This window comes from Prevotella sp. TCVGH (assembly GCF_023522295.1).
GTDB lineage: Bacteria > Bacteroidota > Bacteroidia > Bacteroidales > Bacteroidaceae > Prevotella > Prevotella timonensis.
The window spans coordinates 37,252-54,318 of sequence record NZ_QFFX01000016.1 but is presented as its reverse complement, the minus strand read 5'-3'; the positions used below and the strand labels follow the sequence as shown (position 1 = coordinate 54,318).

Annotated in this window: 12 protein-coding genes and 1 tRNA gene; 8 read left to right on the top strand and 5 right to left on the bottom strand. The window is 41.5% G+C overall.

All coding sequences use genetic code 11. The features are described 5' to 3' along the window. Positions 1–83 precede the first annotated feature (83 nt). The 4 genes from DEM91_RS04810 to DEM91_RS04795 are packed head-to-tail and all read left to right on the top strand — an operon-like array spanning position 84 to position 7,993. A complete protein-coding gene (locus tag DEM91_RS04810; RefSeq protein ID WP_249858152.1) occupies positions 84–1,928 on the top strand; it encodes a site-specific DNA-methyltransferase in 1,845 nt (614 codons plus the stop codon). An 11-nt stretch (positions 1,929–1,939) separates the two neighbouring features. Then, the gene (locus tag DEM91_RS04805; RefSeq protein ID WP_249858151.1) at positions 1,940–3,751 is read left to right on the top strand and encodes a PIN domain-containing protein; all 1,812 of its coding nucleotides are present in this window, start codon (positions 1,940–1,942) and stop codon (positions 3,749–3,751) included. A gap of 11 nt (positions 3,752–3,762) precedes the next feature. Continuing rightward, the gene (locus DEM91_RS04800) at positions 3,763–4,941 is read left to right on the top strand and encodes a YhcG family protein (protein WP_249858150.1); all 1,179 of its coding nucleotides are present in this window, start codon (positions 3,763–3,765) and stop codon (positions 4,939–4,941) included. Between the two features lie 4 nt (positions 4,942–4,945). Next, a complete protein-coding gene (locus tag DEM91_RS04795; protein ID WP_249858149.1) occupies positions 4,946–7,993 on the top strand; it encodes a type III restriction-modification system endonuclease in 3,048 nt (1,015 codons plus the stop codon). A 311-nt stretch (positions 7,994–8,304) separates the two neighbouring features. Here DEM91_RS04795 and DEM91_RS04790 read toward each other — a convergent pair whose 3' ends face one another. From DEM91_RS04790 to DEM91_RS04775, 5 genes are all read right to left on the bottom strand, one after another. Beyond that, positions 8,305–8,565, bottom strand: coding sequence for a transposase (locus DEM91_RS04790; RefSeq protein ID WP_229039380.1), 261 nt, complete (start codon positions 8,563–8,565; stop codon positions 8,305–8,307). Between the two features lie 51 nt (positions 8,566–8,616). Further along, positions 8,617–8,748, bottom strand: coding sequence for a hypothetical protein (locus tag DEM91_RS12560; protein WP_262893459.1), 132 nt, complete (start codon positions 8,746–8,748; stop codon positions 8,617–8,619). A gap of 564 nt (positions 8,749–9,312) precedes the next feature. Continuing rightward, on the bottom strand, positions 9,313–11,448 hold the full coding sequence (locus DEM91_RS04785; protein ID WP_195253754.1) for a TonB-dependent receptor: 2,136 nt from the start codon (positions 11,446–11,448) through the stop codon (positions 9,313–9,315). A gap of 212 nt (positions 11,449–11,660) precedes the next feature. Continuing rightward, positions 11,661–13,409, bottom strand: coding sequence for a PspC domain-containing protein (locus DEM91_RS04780; protein WP_195253755.1), 1,749 nt, complete (start codon positions 13,407–13,409; stop codon positions 11,661–11,663). A 24-nt stretch (positions 13,410–13,433) separates the two neighbouring features. Then, a complete protein-coding gene (locus DEM91_RS04775) occupies positions 13,434–13,763 on the bottom strand; it encodes a PadR family transcriptional regulator (protein ID WP_195253756.1) in 330 nt (109 codons plus the stop codon). 553 nt (positions 13,764–14,316) lie between these two features. Between DEM91_RS04775 and DEM91_RS04770 the strand changes: the two genes are divergently transcribed. From DEM91_RS04770 to DEM91_RS04755, 4 genes are all read left to right on the top strand, one after another. Beyond that, a tRNA-Ser gene (locus DEM91_RS04770) sits at positions 14,317–14,401 on the top strand. A 400-nt stretch (positions 14,402–14,801) separates the two neighbouring features. After that, entirely contained in the window at positions 14,802–16,034 is a 1,233-nt protein-coding gene (locus DEM91_RS04765) for a site-specific integrase (RefSeq protein WP_249858147.1), read from the top strand. A gap of 27 nt (positions 16,035–16,061) precedes the next feature. After that, complete coding sequence (locus DEM91_RS04760) at positions 16,062–16,529, top strand: DUF1896 domain-containing protein (protein WP_249858146.1); 468 nt, start codon at positions 16,062–16,064, stop codon at positions 16,527–16,529. Between the two features lie 140 nt (positions 16,530–16,669). Further along, positions 16,670–17,020 carry a hypothetical protein gene (locus DEM91_RS04755; protein WP_019036539.1) on the top strand — a complete coding sequence of 117 codons (351 nt, stop codon included), beginning with the start codon at positions 16,670–16,672 and terminating at the stop codon, positions 17,018–17,020. Positions 17,021–17,067 lie beyond the last annotated feature (47 nt).

The window sequence follows — 17,067 nt, the reverse complement described above, 5'->3', positions numbered from 1 at the left end:
CAAGTATATACAATGCTGTTTTTCTAATGGCGGTCATTAGAAAATGACAAGAAGCTTTTTCTAATGACCGATTTGGGTTAAAAATGCAAAGCCCAAACATCGTGAGCGACAACATGGCTTACATTGCCAAGCGTTGGCCAGAGTGCCTGATAGAGGCAAAGGACGAAAACGGTAAACTTCGGCAGGTGATAGACTTCGACAAACTTCGTCAGGCATTGTCTTCGGATGCCACTGGTGAGGGGCAAGAGCGTTACCAATTTACATGGCCCGACAAGCGTCATGCCATACGAATGGCAAACACACCCACCACCAGCACGCTGCGCCCTTGCCGTGAAGATAGTGTAGATTTTGATAATACGCAAAATCTGTATATCGAGGGCGATAACCTTGAGGTGCTGAAGTTATTGCGTGAGTCGTATCTCGGCAAGGTAAAGATGATTTATATTGACCCACCGTATAACACGGGTGGCGACTTTGTGTATAAGGATAACTTTATTAAAAAGAACTCAGACTACGCCGAAGTATCTGGTGCTTACGATGAAGAAGGCAACCAAATTGCCAGTGAGTTTGAGAAGAATGCCGACACCAATGGTCGTTTCCACACCGATTGGCTGAACATGATTTATCCCCGACTGAAAGTAGCGAGGGACTTACTCTCTGAAGATGGCGTGATATTCATTTCTATTGATGACAATGAGGTGCATAATTTGCGGAAAGTTTGCGATGAAGTGTTTGGAGAGAAGAATTTTATTGCGCAGCTGATTTGGAAGAAGAAGCAAGGGGGAGGTAATGATTCATCAATGGTAGTTGTAGAACATGAATATGTCTTAGTTTTCTCTAAAGTATTGGATATGGCTTATCTAAATGTAGATTTGAAGTATCAGCTGGAAGATGGGCTTTATCCTTTTAAAGATGACATTGGAGATTATGGGCTTATAACCTTGGATAAATCATCTCTGGGATATCTTGAAAGTCTGGATTTTGAAATCAAAGACTCTTTAGGAAACTCATATTATCCCCGTAATAAAAATGGAGAAAAGAAGTTTCGCTGGCGCTGGAGCAAATCTAAAGTGGAAACTGAGTATGATAAACTTGTGTTTAAGAATGGGAAAGTGTATACCAAATATTATCGTCCGAAAGGAGTTACGCCAAAATCTCTATTAGTTGAGAGTTACTATGGGCGTACAGAAAGTGGAAATGATGACATTAAAGCGTTATTTAGCTCAGCTCCTTTTAGTTATCCGAAGCCAGTTGCTTTGATAGAACACCTTACACAAATTGGAACCTCTCCCGACTCTCTTGTCCTCGACTTTTTCTCTGGCTCAGCCACAACAGCGCACGCTGTGATGAAATTGAATGCAAAGGACGAGGGCAATCGGAAATATATCATGGTGCAGTTGCCCGAGGTGACAGATGAAAAGAGCGAGGCTCACAAGGCGGGGTATAAGAACATTTGCGAGATTGGTAAGGAGCGTATTCGCCGAACTGGAAAGAAAATAAAGGAGGAACGCCCCGACTGGAAGGGTGACACGGGGTTCCGTGTGTTGAAAGTCGACAGCTCTAACATGGAGGACGTGTTTTATACTCCAGCGGCAACAGACATGCAAAGCCTCTTTGCTGATAACATCAAGGCAGACAGAACAGATGAAGACTTGCTCTTGCAGGTGATGATGGAACTTGGCATTGCGCTCTCGGAGAAAATAGAGAAAACAGAAATAGCCAGAAAGACGGTTTGGAACGTGAAGCAAGGCTATCTCATGGCTTGCTTTGAACCAAAGGTAACCGAAACGGTCATCACCTCCATAGCGAAGCAACAGCCACAATATTTCGTCATGGCAGACCGCTCTTTGGCAAGCGACAATGTTGCCGACAACTTCGAACAGTTCTTTGAGGAATACAGTCCCACAACAATTAGAAAAATACTTTAATTTAGATTACCATGAAATTCCCAGTCACTAAGATAGACATATCAAAATATACAGCCAAAATAGAAAGTTTGCTTAACGATGAAGATTGCGCAATCTTTATTGATACGAATATACTTTCTCAGCTATACCGATTAAATGATAATGCACGACAAGACTTTTATAGTTGGGTAAAAAAGTGTGGAGATAGATTCCATGTTCCAGCATGGGTTATTCATGAGTATTCTGATAAAATTTATTCAAAGCAAACCAAAGAATTTCTTACTGAGCTATCTAACGTAAAAAAATATACTGGTGAAATAGAAAAGCTTTCATATTTTGTAAAAGGATATGCAGGGGCTTCGATGTTAAAAGGAACAGCATATGAGGGGAAAGTTGATTGCTTGAAAAAAGATATAGACAACATTGTTGACGGTTTGAACAAAATCAGTAAAGCAATTAATAATAATTTCAATGAGCATCAGTCCAAAGTACACATAGAAATTACGGAGGAATTTGAACCCCATGTGTTAAATACTAACATATACACACTTCTCTCAAAGATAAATGATTACTCTTCAAGGTATGATAATAGAATCCCCCCAGGATATAGAGATAGTAATAAAAATGAAAATGCAATCGGTGATTTATTGATTTGGCGGGAGATTTTAGACTACTGTTCGAAAAATAGGACTACGAAAGTCATATTCATTACACGCGACAGAAAGCAGGATATTGTTTATGAACCTAATGAACAAATTCTCGGCTCTGAAAGACGTTGTGCTGCTCCATCTGAAAAAATTAGAATTGCGAAAAACAGTTTGGTTTACGAATTTAAGTTGGCTACAGGAAGTGAAGATTTTTATATTGTAGATTTTGAGACATTTGTTAAAATTAAAGCAAAGGAATATCGGGACTTGGCCATATCATTCCAAGTAGCATCAGCTAATGAAAATGATTCTTCAGACGATACAACTTCGCAAGAAGAAGGAGAAGAAGAAATCACATATCAAAAGACTGAAATTTCAATAGAAGATGATAAGTCACAAGTATTGCATGAGAGTCCTCAAACGACTTCAGGAACAGAAGTGGTCACACAACCTCTATATTCAGGTGTTGCACTAATGGATTCCCAGTATGATACATCGTTGAAGCACGGCTGTATGGATGATTTTATAACAAACTTAAAAAGTCACAACTGGTATATCCAAAACCCCGCTATAGATAAGCTACTTAAATGGACTTTCCCAGAAGAAACGAATGAAGGTGATAAGGATTCTGTTTTTGTCCTTGGCAGAAATATTCTCCAAAGTGCAGAAGGATCATCAGGAAGTGCCATATTTTTTATTGAAAACTTATATCACAGCATTCAAAACTGGCCAAAGGACTTTCAGGTTGCTTTAATTGATGGAATTTTATATGAAGTATTCTTTGATTCTCTACGAAAAATAAGACCAAGGAGCTTCAAGGCCTCTTTCTTTGAGGATATTTTTAAAAACATTCAAAAATTTCATTGGAAAAGTCCATTTGATTTTATAAATGAGCAATTATCAAAGGTTACATCACGTTTTGTTCCTAAAGTTGGTGGACAAGAAAAATATCTATTCTGTTTTGATTTTAATGAGCAAGGCAATACAGTTAGTTTGAAATGTAATGGACAAAATATTAGTTCTACTTTCATAAGCAGATTCACATCTGAATTTGCAGATTCTACCCAAATAAAAGCGGCTTTAATGTCATATTATGCCATTCCACAATCACAGATTCAGGTGGAAGGTATACCTCCATTGCAAGGAAAGATAAAATATATAATGGAAGAAATGAATGCATTTGAATTACCATTTTAGTAAAATCAGCAATGAATAGCATAACAAAAGACACCAACCAGATTTCAGGTTTCAGCTCGCTATATTCTGACATCTGTTCGATTATAGAGGACGCCCGTGAACAAGCATACCGTGCTGTCAATGTTTCGCTCACACTCCGCAATTGGATGCTTGGTGAACGCATTGCACGTGAGAAACTTGATGGAGAAGAGAGAGCCGAATATGGAAAACAGGTAATAGCTACACTTGCTAAAGAACTAACTCATGCGTATGGCAAAGGGTTTGAACGTGTTTCTTTGTATAATTATTTGAAGTTCTATCGTTGTTTTCCACAGATTGTTGACGCAGTGAGTCAACAATCAGCGAAAGTAGACGCAGTGCGTCAACAATTAGAAAACATCAACACCGTGAGTGGGCAATCTGAGATTGTGAACGCAGTGCGTACAAAATCTAAAGATTCATTTCCGCTGAGCAGAAAAATCCTGCCATGGACGCATTATCGAGAATTAATAAGGGTGGAAGATCCTATTGTACGTGGGTGGTATGAACAAGAGGCATTGAGGGAGATGTGGAGCACACGCACCTTGCATCGTAATATTGTCTCACAATATTATAACCGCCTACTCCAATCTGCACATAAAGATAAGGTTGTTGACGAGATGCACAAGCTCACAGCTCCTATGCAACAAGACAAGTTGGAATTTATCAAAAATCCTGTAGTGGCAGAATTCCTTGGCTTGCAGTCGGATGCAGACTTTACAGAGTCTGAACTGGAAGGCAGCATCATCAACCATTTGCAGAAGTTTATCATGGAAATGGGTAAAGGATTTGCCTTCGTAGGAAGACAACAGCACATACGCACGGACATGGGCGACTTCTATATTGACCTTGTCTTCTACAATTATATTTTAAAGTGTTTTTTCCTTGTTGATCTCAAAACCACGCAGATCTCGCATCAAGATGTTGGGCAGATGGATATGTATATCCGTATGTATGATGCTCTGAAACGAACAGAGGGGGACAACCCCACCATTGGATTATTACTCTGCTCAGATACCAGCAACGATATGGCAAGGTATAGCGTACTGCATGGCAGCGACCAAATATTTCAAGCAAAATATCTTACCTATCTTCCCTCTAAGGAGGAATTGGCACGCGAGATAGAGATTCAGAAGGAAATCTTTCGTCAGCAACAGGCAAATAAAGATTAAAAGGATGAAGTTTAAGTTTAAGATACAACAGTACCAAACCGATGCCGTAGAGCAGACAGTGGAGGTGTTTAGCGGTCAGCCCTCAAAGCAAGAAGCGAAATATCGCCGTGACTTGGGAAAGACACAAGGGAAAATTACATACGAAGAAGATTATATCGGTTTTCGCAACAATGAGGTTGAGCTGGATAGAAGCCAACTGTTAGATAATATTCATCGCATACAAGGATTGGGCAACATTCCTCGTAGCAACGACTTAGTGGCAACCCACGGGTTAGGGGCTTGCTCACTCGACATAGAAATGGAAACGGGAACGGGAAAGACTTACGTTTACATCAAGACGATGTTTGAGCTGAACAAACGCTACGGGTGGACCAAATTTATTGTTGTGGTGCCCAGTATCGCCATTCGTGAAGGAGTGGCAAAAAGTTTTGCCATGCTCGAAGATCATTTCATGGAGCAATATGGTAAGAAGGCTCGTTATTTCATTTATGACAGTAGCAATCTGCAAAAGATAGACAGCTACAGCAGTGACGCCAACATCAACGTGATGATTATCAACACGCAAGCCTTCAACACATCTTTGAAAGAGGGGGCGAGAAACAAAGAAGCCCGTATCATATACAGCATAAGAGACGATTTTAACTCGCGCCGACCAATAGATGTGATTGCAGCCAACCGCCCCATCATCATCATGGACGAGCCGCAGAAAATGGAAGGAGCTGCCACACAGAAAGCACTTCGCAACTTCCGTCCGCTCTTTGTGCTCAACTACTCGGCTACACATAAGACTTCGCACAACTGTATTTATGCCTTGGACGCACTGGATGCTTACCAGCAGAAACTGGTGAAGAAGATTCAGGTGAAAGGCATCACCCTGCAAAATCTGCAAGGCACCTCGTGCTATATTTACTTTGACAGTATTGCGCTGTCAAAGAACCGTGCGCCACAGGTGAGGCTTGAGATTGATATGAAAGGTAAAACGGGAATACGTAGGCGCACATTGCTCTTCAATCAGCATGACAATCTTTACACTTCTTCCAAGGGTTTGGAGGAATATCGCAACATGGTGATTACCGACATCATACCAGAGCAGAACAAGGTAGTTTTTCAGAACGGTGAACATTTGCATAAAGGCGATGTGATGGGCGACGTGAGTGAGGAGACCCTCCAGCGAGTGCAGATACGCGAAACCATCAAATCGCATTTTGCCAAGGAGGAGATGCTTTTCCGTCAGGGCATTAAGACATTGTCGCTGTTCTTTATTGACGAGGTGAGCAACTATAAGACTTACGATGAAGAGGGCAACACTGTGCCACAAAGACTTTGGAACGTGTTTGAAGAAGAATATACGAATTTCTTAAATGCCAACCTTTCCGCCTTTGATGATGATTATCAAAAATACTTGCGTCAGTTCTCGGCAAAGCAAGTACACAATGGTTATTTCTCTGTAGATAAGAAAGGGCATAGCATCAACTCTAAGCTGAAACGAGGGGAAAACTATTCGAGCGACATATCAGCCTACGACCTTATCTTGAAAAATAAAGAGCGACTGCTATCCTTTGACGAGCCTACACGGTTTATTTTCTCCCACTCGGCATTGAGTGAGGGCTGGGACAATCCAAATGTATTTCAAATCTGCACACTTCGACACACACAGAGTGGGATTCGCAAGCGACAAGAAGTGGGTCGTGGGCTTCGTATCTGTGTAGATGAGAGGGGTAACCGCATGGACTATGAACACTTGGGGGATGCAGTGCATGAAATTAACAAGCTCACCGTCATTGCCAACGAGAATTACGAGCAGTTTGTGGATGCGTTGCAGAAAGAAACAAAGGAGGCACTGCGTGAACGTCCTACAAAGGCAACAGCAGAATACTTTGCACAGTTTACTGTTACTGTGGATGGTGAGAAACATCAAATCACAACGCAGGAGGCAGCAAGTATCGTGGCGTATCTGTATGACAACGACTATGTAGATAAGGAGGAAAATATAACACAGCAATATCGTCAGGCGTTAGCCGATGGGACTCTGGAACCAATAAGTAAGAAGTTGCGTTCGATGGAAGCGGATATTCACAAGCTCATTCAAGGCATCTTTGATCCTTCAGTTCTTGCAGGTATGGTTGAAGATGGCAATAAGTCGGCAGAGGTAGAGAACAGTAAGCTGAATGATAATGCAAGCAAAGAAGAGTTTAAGGCACTTTGGAACGAAATCAATCACCGATACGTTTACACTGTTCATTACGACAGCGAGGAACTCATTAGGAATGTGATTAAAGCCATTGATGAGGAGCTGACCGTGACCCAACTTCGCTATATTGTAACTACAGGCGAACAGAGTGATGATGAATTGGAGTTTAACGGAGTAAAGGAGTCTGAGCGTAATTCGCTCACAGACATCAGTACTTCAACTGTGGAGTATGACCTTGTGGGAGAAATCGTCCGTGACGCTACACTCACACGTCGTACAGTTGTACGTATCCTGAAAGGTATTCAACCAGTGAAGCAGCGACTGTTCAGAAATAATCCAGAAGAGTTTATCCGCAATGTTGTTCGCATCATCAAGGAACAGAAGGCGACAATGATTATTCAAGACATATCCTATAGCCGTACCGAAAACACTTTCGACTCAAACATCTTCACGAGAGATAAACATAAGGCATCGATTGATAGGGTGTATAACGCAAAGAAGTGCATTCTCGATTATGTTTTCTGTGACTCTGACGGTGAAAGAAAGTTTGCGCAACATTTAGACGAAGCAAAGGAGGTATGCGTATATGCCAGACTTCCACGTAGCTTCAAAATTCCTACTCCTGTAGGGAATTATGCACCCGACTGGGCAATAGCCTTTTATGATGGTATGGGAGTTAAGCACATATACTTCATTGCAGAAACAAAGGGAGCGATGGGATCGATGAATATTTCGCCAATAGAAAGCTCTAAGATTAAGTGTGCCATAAAACTTTATAATAATGTTAAGGACACGGACGTAAGGTATGAACAGGTGACGGATTACGACACACTTCTTGATATTATAAATGAAATAAGATAAAGCACGCATTGCTAAAAACGGTGGAGATTGGATTTAACTAGTCCTTCCACCGTTTTTCATCAATATTAAAAGAATCGTAAGCAGCCAATAATCGCCGACTTTCACACTGTTGCTCGTAAAAACAAACTTGATTGCCCTGTCTATTTCAAGTTGAAGTCGGTTGCCGATACCCATTGCCCTGCGAAAGTGGAGCCTGTGAAGCTTGATTTGGTGGAAACACCGTAGCGAACGGTACCTTTGGTGCTGCGTATACCCTTGATTTCTATGCGGTTCCATCCATAACCCTTACCGTCGTTAGCCTCAACGATATTCTAATAATAGGTCTCGTCGGTATGTTCCTTCTTCGGCTTGCTCCCGTCTGTTTCCGCCAGCATCAGGGGCAGCATGTTGAAGAAGTCATGGTCGAGTCGCTTGCGGACAAGGACGAACAACTCTGGAACGAATACCGGCTTTTCCGTAAACTTCTCAAGCCCAAGCAGATACTGCATGTAGGGGTTCTCCTGAATGGCTTGGATGGTGTTCTCATCGCTCAGTTTTTCCACATGCTTCACGATTAGCGCTCCCACCACCATGCGGGCGGGCTTGTTGTCGACACCATTATGACTGTTCCTCAGACGTTTGTTTTATTCCTTCTCTATCCTGTCCCAGGGAAGGTGGTCGGCCAGCTTGACCCAACGGTTGGATTTGCTCAATCCCAAAAGTGACTCCTGAAGTTCAAACAGGTCGTGACTGCGATATTGTGAGTAGTATTTCATCTCGATTCTTGAATGTTTTAACATCCTAAGGTAGTCATTTTGGGCGAATTGACCAAATTTTATACAACGTAAATAGTTAATTGTCAGATAGTTAAATTTAATTAGCAGAACCTAATTATTTGTTTTTTATAAAGTTGCAAAACCTGCTCACTTGGTCAACTTTTATCAGTGATTATTTTTGATTTTCATGTGGCTATAAAAACAAAGCTAAATGTATCATCATTCCACACGAGTTTCAATAGCTAACCCACACTAAGACAACTAATACTGGATTCTTACGAGCATATTAAGAAAGCCATATCAAACTCTGTTTTCGAGTGTTGATATGGCTCTTTCTATCTTTTAAGAGAGGGTTTGTTTCAATATTATAGATTCGTACTTATTGCAATGGAGTATTGACGCTCCATCTTGACTCATTATTATAATATTATCAGTACGAAATTCTTATGAATTATATTCCTCTAATTTGTATCAAAAAATGAACTTTTTGAACATGTTATTTGAGAACATTGTTGTAGAACTCCCAATATATATTTAATGCTGGTCATCATTTGACCTCAGTTTCTAATACTTAAATGTAGCAGTTAATGTTATCTTACGTCCATCAGCATGCGCATACTCTGCATCTCTTGCCATCAACATAGAAGCTGGCGTATAATAAGTATTATTAAGCAAGTTTGAGATACCTAAATTAAGTTCCCAATCCTTTAAACTTATTCCTGTTGAAAAGTTGAGTAAATTTATACTACTAACTTTTCCTTCTCCCTCATTATATACACCTTTACCTGTGGTGTCAAAGCGGTTACGGTCTCCTGTATGAACGTAATGTAGCTGCATATACATATTCTTAATAGGAGCATAATCAAAATACATAGCAAACTTGGCTGCAGGGATAGATATGTTAGACATATAGGTATCCCATTTGTCTGAAGTAGACTTGAGCTTCCCCTCAAACCATGTGAAATTGGCACCTGCTTTTAAGTTGTTTAATATTTGCGCATCTGCATTCAATTCCATTCCATATACCTTTTGAGGTGTACGGTTGACTACCCAAAAACCAGCTTCATCAATTTTAAGGTCGCTTCCCAACTTTGAATAAGTATAAAAAACAGATCCATTTAGCTGTAACCTATGATTGATATCAGAGTATACACCTAATTCAAAGTTATTTGTCTTTACTGGCTCAGTAATAATCTTGGATAAAACGTCTTCTTTAGCTGCACGCAGCGTCCGCCCTAAATCAAAAATAGAAAAACCTTGCGAAAAAGCAACGAAAGGTTGAAATATCGACAACTTATTGAAAGATATACCTGCATTAAATGAGAAATTATCATATTTTAGTTTTCCTCCCTTAACATGTACTTCAGGACTGCTGAGTTTTGTACGCAATATATCATAATCAGGTACATTGACATCTATAACGTCATAACGTCCTCCTAATTTTACATTAAGACATTCCCAAAGAGTTGTCTTTGTTTGCAAGAATGGAGCATGATTACTACTCTGAAGTTTAGGAACCCAATAACGTCCATCTACAAGTGGCTGAGAGGTTTTATCTAAAAGATAATCATATCCATAAGTAAGACGAGTGAAGAGATTGTCAGATATTGACAAGAATGTATTAAATTGAGAACGGAAACCAATCTTTTGATCTTTGATGGTAGCTTGTCCACTTTTTTCTTCCCAGCGCGGTTTTTTCGGGTTATGTTTTCTGAAATCAAATATTGTGTATAAACTTGTACCATATATAGACGCTTCAAAATCTGTATTTGAAAATAATTTACGAGAGGAAAATTTTAGATACGCATTATGGTTATAAGGTGTACCTTCATCGACAGCCTGTGGGTCTTTTTCACCGAAGATACCTATAGCTGGACTCTTTAGATATTCTCCTTTTTGCTGAACAAGAGTAGTATGCTGCAAGCTCCGATAGAAATTATACATAAATTCTATTTTATTTTTGGCTGATAATGCGTAGCCTAATTTAATAAGAGCATTTGACGTATAAGTATCACCTAATCCATAGCGTGGAGAGATATATTCACCAGAACCATCAATACTACTACCTGTTTTTACAAAAGAACCACTAACAAGATAGTTTAACTTATCTATAGAACCATAAAGTTGTTGGTTAACACGATAGCCCATTCCTTGTGTTCCATGATAGAAATTATAAGTTGAACCTGAGAGAGAAGACTCACCGGCAATCTTTTTGTTCTTTGTATTCTTTTTTGTGATAATGTTTATCACACCACCGATAGCACCATTTCCGTATAATGCAGTCGAACCCTTTACAATTTCAATGTGATCAATAGCAGAAACATCTATAGAGCGTATATCTCGGTCTGTAGATCTTAATGGAGTGGATTGTGGAATCCCGTCTATTAATATGAGAGCGCCCCTGCCTCGAAGAGTTTGTGCGCGTGAACTTGTTGTATTGCTTGCTAACGCCATGCTTGGAGTGAGTAAACCTAAAAGGTGAGATAAATCAGGTTCAGCTTTACTCATTGCTGCAATTTGCTTTTGATCTATAATTGTTACTGTTGCAGCAGCATTAGACTTTATTTCAGGGATACGTGTAGTGTTTATAACGACTTCCTTTAAAAGATACGTTGAATCTGTCTTAATATGCTCTTTGGCATTACCAAATGCATACGTCGTAATAATCATACTAAGAATTAAGTAATTTTTTTTCTTCATGTGAAATAATATTTGTAAATACTATATTAAGCGATTCATTTTAATGTATTTGATGAACGCTAAATTATTTTACAAAAGTATTAAATGAATAAAAATAATACAATACCTAAAAATCATGATTCTTCATCAACTCTGAGTAAATTGTCAATATAAGCCATCTTTCACACTAACATCCACACTGTTGTTCGTAAAAACGAACTTGATTGCCCTGTTTATTTCAGGTTGAAGTCTGCGGCTGATACCCATTGCCCTGCGAAAGTGGAGCCTGTGAAGCTTGATTTGGTGGAAACACCGTAGCGAACGGAGCCTTTGGTGCTGCGTATATTCTTGATCTCTATGCGGTTCCATCCGTATCCATTGCCGTCGTTAGCCTCAACGATATTCTGATAATAAGTCTCGTCTGGATTTGATGAGAGCGAGTCCGTAACGCTCAACCTGCGTTTCGCCTCTATCCAGATATTCCCAGCTGTATTGCCATTGGCTGGTATCTCCACCATATATTTGCGTCCATCGGCAATGGCATATACATAGGCGCCCTTGCCATTGGTACGAGCGACGGCACTCAAGGTGTATGTGCCGGGGGCAACATCGGTTTTCTCACGCTCCACTTGATAGTTCAGTCCCCAGTCTGAGTAACCGTCCAAATACCGTACATTCTGGTTGCCAGTGTAATATTCTCCATTTGAGGTGTAATGGTCCTCACGATCTGTCGGAGCAACCAGCAGATACCATCCGCCTTGATTCAGGAAATCCCAATCGGTTTCGTTGATGAATACGCCATTGTGGGTGTTCGCCTTGATGTACGCCTCGCGCCTCATATCACCCTGTTTCTCTTCGGCAATGGAAATTCTTGCACCAATGGCGATGCCACTGATAATCGCCACTATGAGGCTCGCAGTCCATACGCCCACCCACATCAAGCGTTGCGGAGTACCCATCGGTAGGAGTTTCTTGGTGTTGCTAAGTATTGAGTGGATGCCGCAATAAAGGGGAATGAAAAGCACACCTGCCATACTGACAACACATACCACACTTAATGTTGGACTAACCGCACTTGAATAGAGCGTCGCAAATTCAATGTCGCCAAACAGATCGGGCATGGTCAGCAACACAATGAGGGCTGCCAATAAAGTAACCAATCCCAATCCGGCAAAAATGCAGACAAGAATTAAGAAGCCCTTCATCAGCAGCAGGATAATTTTGAAAAAACCTCCTACGCATCCTATCGCCCCACTCTGCCGAGATTGGGGAATATCTGCCTGTACGTGTTCTTCGGTCACTTCCTGCGCCAAGCTTTGTGGCGTCACATCCTTTCCTTTCATTTTCAGTCGGTCTTCGGGATTTTGTGCCACAGGTGTGATGATCGAAATCATGAAATAGATGAGCACGAGCCAAAGCGGTGTCCACGTGAACGGCGTTACGTGGAAGAACATACCAGAAGACAAAGACGTATTGAAAGTGATAAAGACAAGCAGCACACAAGCTAACCGCCACCACAAAGGGTCGCCACCAAAGTAGCGGGCGCATCCAGCCAGCAGTCCAGTGATCTTTTTATCGGAGGGGTCGCGATAAAGGCGTTTGCCCGATTTTCTCAATCGATCAAAATAAGCAACAACTTCTTCCTTCAGTCGGTTGACCGTACTCTTTTCCTCCGACTGTTCCGCATCTTGCTCTACCGTCTCCTCGTCGTTCGGCTCATCCTCATCCATCTCTTTGGGATCTCCGATTCGCGTAATGATGTCCTGCACGTGCTGAATGTTGATAGCCTCAACTCCCTGTGCCTTAAGGTCGTCAAACAGTTCAGCAATACGAGCCTCAATGTCGTCGGCAATCTCTTTTCCATCGGGCTTATGCGCAAAATAGCTGCGCAAAGTGTCGATATATTGTTGCAACAGTCCGTAGGCGTCTTCATCAATGGCGTAAAGCCTGCCTAACATATTGATGGTAATATTTTTTTTCATAATGACTGGTTAATAATGAATAACTTATTTAGATTGTTTCAGAAAATTGACGGTGGCGGCAATCTCTCCCCACGCCTTGTCCAATTCGCGGAGAAAGACTGCCCCTTTGTCGGTGAGCATATAGTATTTTCGAGGAGGCCCCTGCGTACTTTCCTGCCAGTTATAACTCAGCAAGCGATCGTTTTTCAGTCGTGTAAGCAGCGGATACAGCGTTCCCTCCACCACCAACAGTTCGGCCTCCTTGAGCCGCTGAATGATGTCAGACGTGTAGGCTGCCTGTTTTTCCAGCAACAACAGAATGCAGTATTCCAACATTCCCTTGCGCATTTGCGATTTCACATTGTCTACATTCATAATCATCAATTTATAGTTGATGATGCAAATGTATGTAAAATACAAGTACCTTGCAAAGCATAGTACTATAAACCTTTTGTTTATTAACCTTATTTAACTACTTAGATGTAGAAAACTGATATTCAGCTGTAAGTGCATGGTGTGGCATTCAACCTCAAATAAGGCTTAATAGCAGTAAAAGAAGTCTTGTTGTGTTTGTTCAGTATCAATGACAAAATGTAAGAACAAGGTTTGTGTGTCGGAAAGTAAGCATTCGACTTTATCCCCGACACCCTACTCCCCTATAACGGAGAATAACTGACATCCTCATATGAATATTAAATATACAACAGATATAAAATCTGAATATACACCAAAAAGAAACGAGTTTTCAAACTAAGAAACTGTCTAATCACAAAAAATAAGCTTTACACTTAGTGTTCAATTCCAATACCCACGCTCAAATGTTAACAAATATTAATATATCAATTCTTTTCTGTATTTATTCTTTTGTTTCTATGAAAACATTTACCTTTGCACTCGCTTTACAATTAAAGTCACATAATCATGTGAAGGAGAGATGGTAGAGTGGTCGATTACAACGGTCTTGAAAACCGTCGCACTGAGAGGTGCCGGGGGTTCGAATCCCTCTCTCTCCGCTTTAGGTACTCTGAAATAAACATCAGAGGGAAACCTAAGAAAATCGTAAGTATCATAGCTACAAGTAGTTATGATACTTTTCTTTTATACCCATCCCAAATTTCAGAGTATGCACGGAGGGGGCAGAAACTCCCAAAATGCTCTAAAAAGGCTACAATCAGGCTACACATTTTCAAGGCAAAATAAAAATGTAGCCAAGAGTACATACAGAGTACATAAGGAGTATGCGTAAATTATTGCTATTCAAACAAATATGTTGAACTTTGCAGCGTGATTACAGAGGTGTTTTTGTTACCATACACCACTTCGGGCAACAATGTGTCCGACAAGCTACGGCTACAGATGGCAGGTGTTAGGACAAGACTTCTGTTCAGGCTACAACTAAAAGCAGTAAAATGTATGAAAGCAATTTTCAGAGCAGTCTTCTATCTCAGAAGCAATTATGTGAACAAGGAGGGCAAGACCCCTGTCATGCTGAGAATCTATCTCAACAACGAACGCCTTTCCATCGGCTCGACGGGCATTGCTGTCCAACAGTCCCAATGGGACAGGGAGAAGGAACGATTGAAGGGAAGGACAACTGAAGCACTTTCCACCAACCTCGAACTTGACAACATTCAGAGCGGACTCCAGACCATCTTCAAGAAAGTCGAGATGACGGACGAGGTGTCCTTGGAGCGTATCAAGTCGGAGTATCTTGGTAAGAAGGAGGATGTGGACACCCTAATGAGCCTCTTCAACAAGCACAACAGTGACGTTGCACGGCAGGTAGGCGTGTCGGTCGAAGCTGCAACCTTACAGAAATACAACGTCTGCAAGAAACACTTCTCAAATTTCCTTCGTGATAAATACGGTCGGTCTGACATCCGCCTGTCCGAACTCGGCTATATCGTGATACACGACTTCGACATTTATCTTCGAACGGTTGTCGGACAGAATCCCAACACCGCCACGAGGATGATGAAAACCTTCAAGACGATTACCATTCTGGGCAGGAAACTTGGTGTCCTGCACCATGATCCGTTCCTCAACATCCGTTTTCACATGGAACCGGTCAATCGTGGATTCCTCACAGACGAGGAAATCCTTAAAATTGCGAACAAGGATTTCGGCATCGGTCGTTTGGAACTTGTAAGGGACGTGTTCGTGTTCTCATGCTTCACGGGACTTGCGTACATAGACGTGTACAACCTCGCTCCGGAAAACATCGTCACGCTCAACGGCAAGCAGTGGATAATGACCAAGCGGCAGAAGACGAGCGTGGAGACCAACGTTCTTTTACTCGATATACCCAAGAGCATCATTGCAAAATATAGTGGCAAGACCTATCGTGACGGCAAAATTTTCCCCATGCTGACGAATCAAAAACTGAACAGTTATCTGAAGGAAATTGCCGATATTTGCGGTATCAAAAAGAACCTGACCTTCCACCTCGCCCGGCACACATTTGCCACGATGTCCCTATCCAAGGGAGTTCCCATCGAATCCGTAAGTAAGATGTTAGGACACACCAACATCAAGACAACGCAAATCTACGCCCGTATTACCAATAAGAAGATAGAACACGATATGGATGAGCTGGCTGACAAGTTGGGTACTTTCAATACGGCATTAGGCATTTCCCAAAAATAATGTATATAACCCTAAAATTTTGAATTTATGACAACGACAAAGAAAGAACTTTCCTACTTCCGTCTGAAGTTGGAAGCGTATCTCGGAGAGCATTTCCCTGAGAGAGAGAATGACAATGCGTTTATAAACGCTCGCGCAGACGAGGCATTGACGGCTTACTGCGATGCCGTGGCGCAAGGTTTCTCACATCCCGAAGCAGAGGTGATGGCAAGCGAGGTGCTGTACCACGACCTACACTTCTCAAAGTATGATACCCTTGTTTCCGTACTGGAGCAGGAGTTTGAGAAGGAACTGCCAAGTCCGCTTCCCGAAAGGTTAGCACTAATTTTACTGAACAACAAGGCAATTCAAGCGGTATTTGCCAAGTACGAACTCACGGACGACTTTACGGCAGGTACAGAATACGACAAACTGTACACCGAACTGACCGGTACAATCGTGCTGCTCATTGAGATCAATGGTCTGCCAACGATAGGCGGTGAGAACATGGTTTGATACTTCACCATCGGGGGCTTTTGTAGTGTCAAGAGCCAAGATAAACGCTCCACTCCACACGTCAAGAGTTTTGCAAACACTTGTCTTTGTGTTGTGTGCGCATCTTGTTATCGCTCTTGAAACTATTAAAAGCCTCGATTATGAATAATACAATCATCATGAATCAAGACATTCACACACCTGCCTTCATCAAGGCAGACGCATCGAACAAAACCGATAAGAACAGGCAGCCGCCGACTTCTTCCAAGCAAGTCCGCCGCTTTGGTTGGACACGCTTCATCGAACTCGCCGTTCTGCTTTCCATCGTTATCGGTGCGATTTACCTCATCTCGAAGATAGTTACGCCGCAAGTCGTAACCGCCGTTTCGATTATTCTCGGTTTCCTGATACTACGCTTCATTGTCAAAGTTATTCTTCAAGTAACCTTTACAATCCTGCGTTGGCTGTTCTGGCTTGCCGTCATCTTGGCAATCCTGCTCTGTGTACTCTAAGGCACAAGGAAAGATATTCTTCGATTCATTCTTCTTTATGGGTGGTT

Coding starts and splice junctions, on each gene's coding strand:
- DEM91_RS04765 (WP_249858147.1), top strand. CDS start 14,802: ATGAAAGCAATTTTCAGAGCAGTCTTCTATCTCAGAAGCAATTATGTG.
- DEM91_RS04760 (WP_249858146.1), top strand. CDS start 16,062: ATGACAACGACAAAGAAAGAACTTTCCTACTTCCGTCTGAAGTTGGAA.
- DEM91_RS04795 (WP_249858149.1), top strand. CDS start 4,946: ATGAAGTTTAAGTTTAAGATACAACAGTACCAAACCGATGCCGTAGAG.
- DEM91_RS04800 (WP_249858150.1), top strand. CDS start 3,763: ATGAATAGCATAACAAAAGACACCAACCAGATTTCAGGTTTCAGCTCG.
- DEM91_RS04785 (WP_195253754.1), bottom strand. CDS start 11,448: ATGAAGAAAAAAAATTACTTAATTCTTAGTATGATTATTACGACGTAT.
- DEM91_RS04805 (WP_249858151.1), top strand. CDS start 1,940: ATGAAATTCCCAGTCACTAAGATAGACATATCAAAATATACAGCCAAA.
- DEM91_RS04755 (WP_019036539.1), top strand. CDS start 16,670: ATGAATAATACAATCATCATGAATCAAGACATTCACACACCTGCCTTC.
- DEM91_RS04780 (WP_195253755.1), bottom strand. CDS start 13,409: ATGAAAAAAAATATTACCATCAATATGTTAGGCAGGCTTTACGCCATT.
- DEM91_RS04790 (WP_229039380.1), bottom strand. CDS start 8,565: ATGGTGGTGGGAGCGCTAATCGTGAAGCATGTGGAAAAACTGAGCGAT.
- DEM91_RS04810 (WP_249858152.1), top strand. CDS start 84: ATGCAAAGCCCAAACATCGTGAGCGACAACATGGCTTACATTGCCAAG.
- DEM91_RS12560 (WP_262893459.1), bottom strand. CDS start 8,748: ATGAAATACTACTCACAATATCGCAGTCACGACCTGTTTGAACTTCAG.
- DEM91_RS04775 (WP_195253756.1), bottom strand. CDS start 13,763: ATGAATGTAGACAATGTGAAATCGCAAATGCGCAAGGGAATGTTGGAA.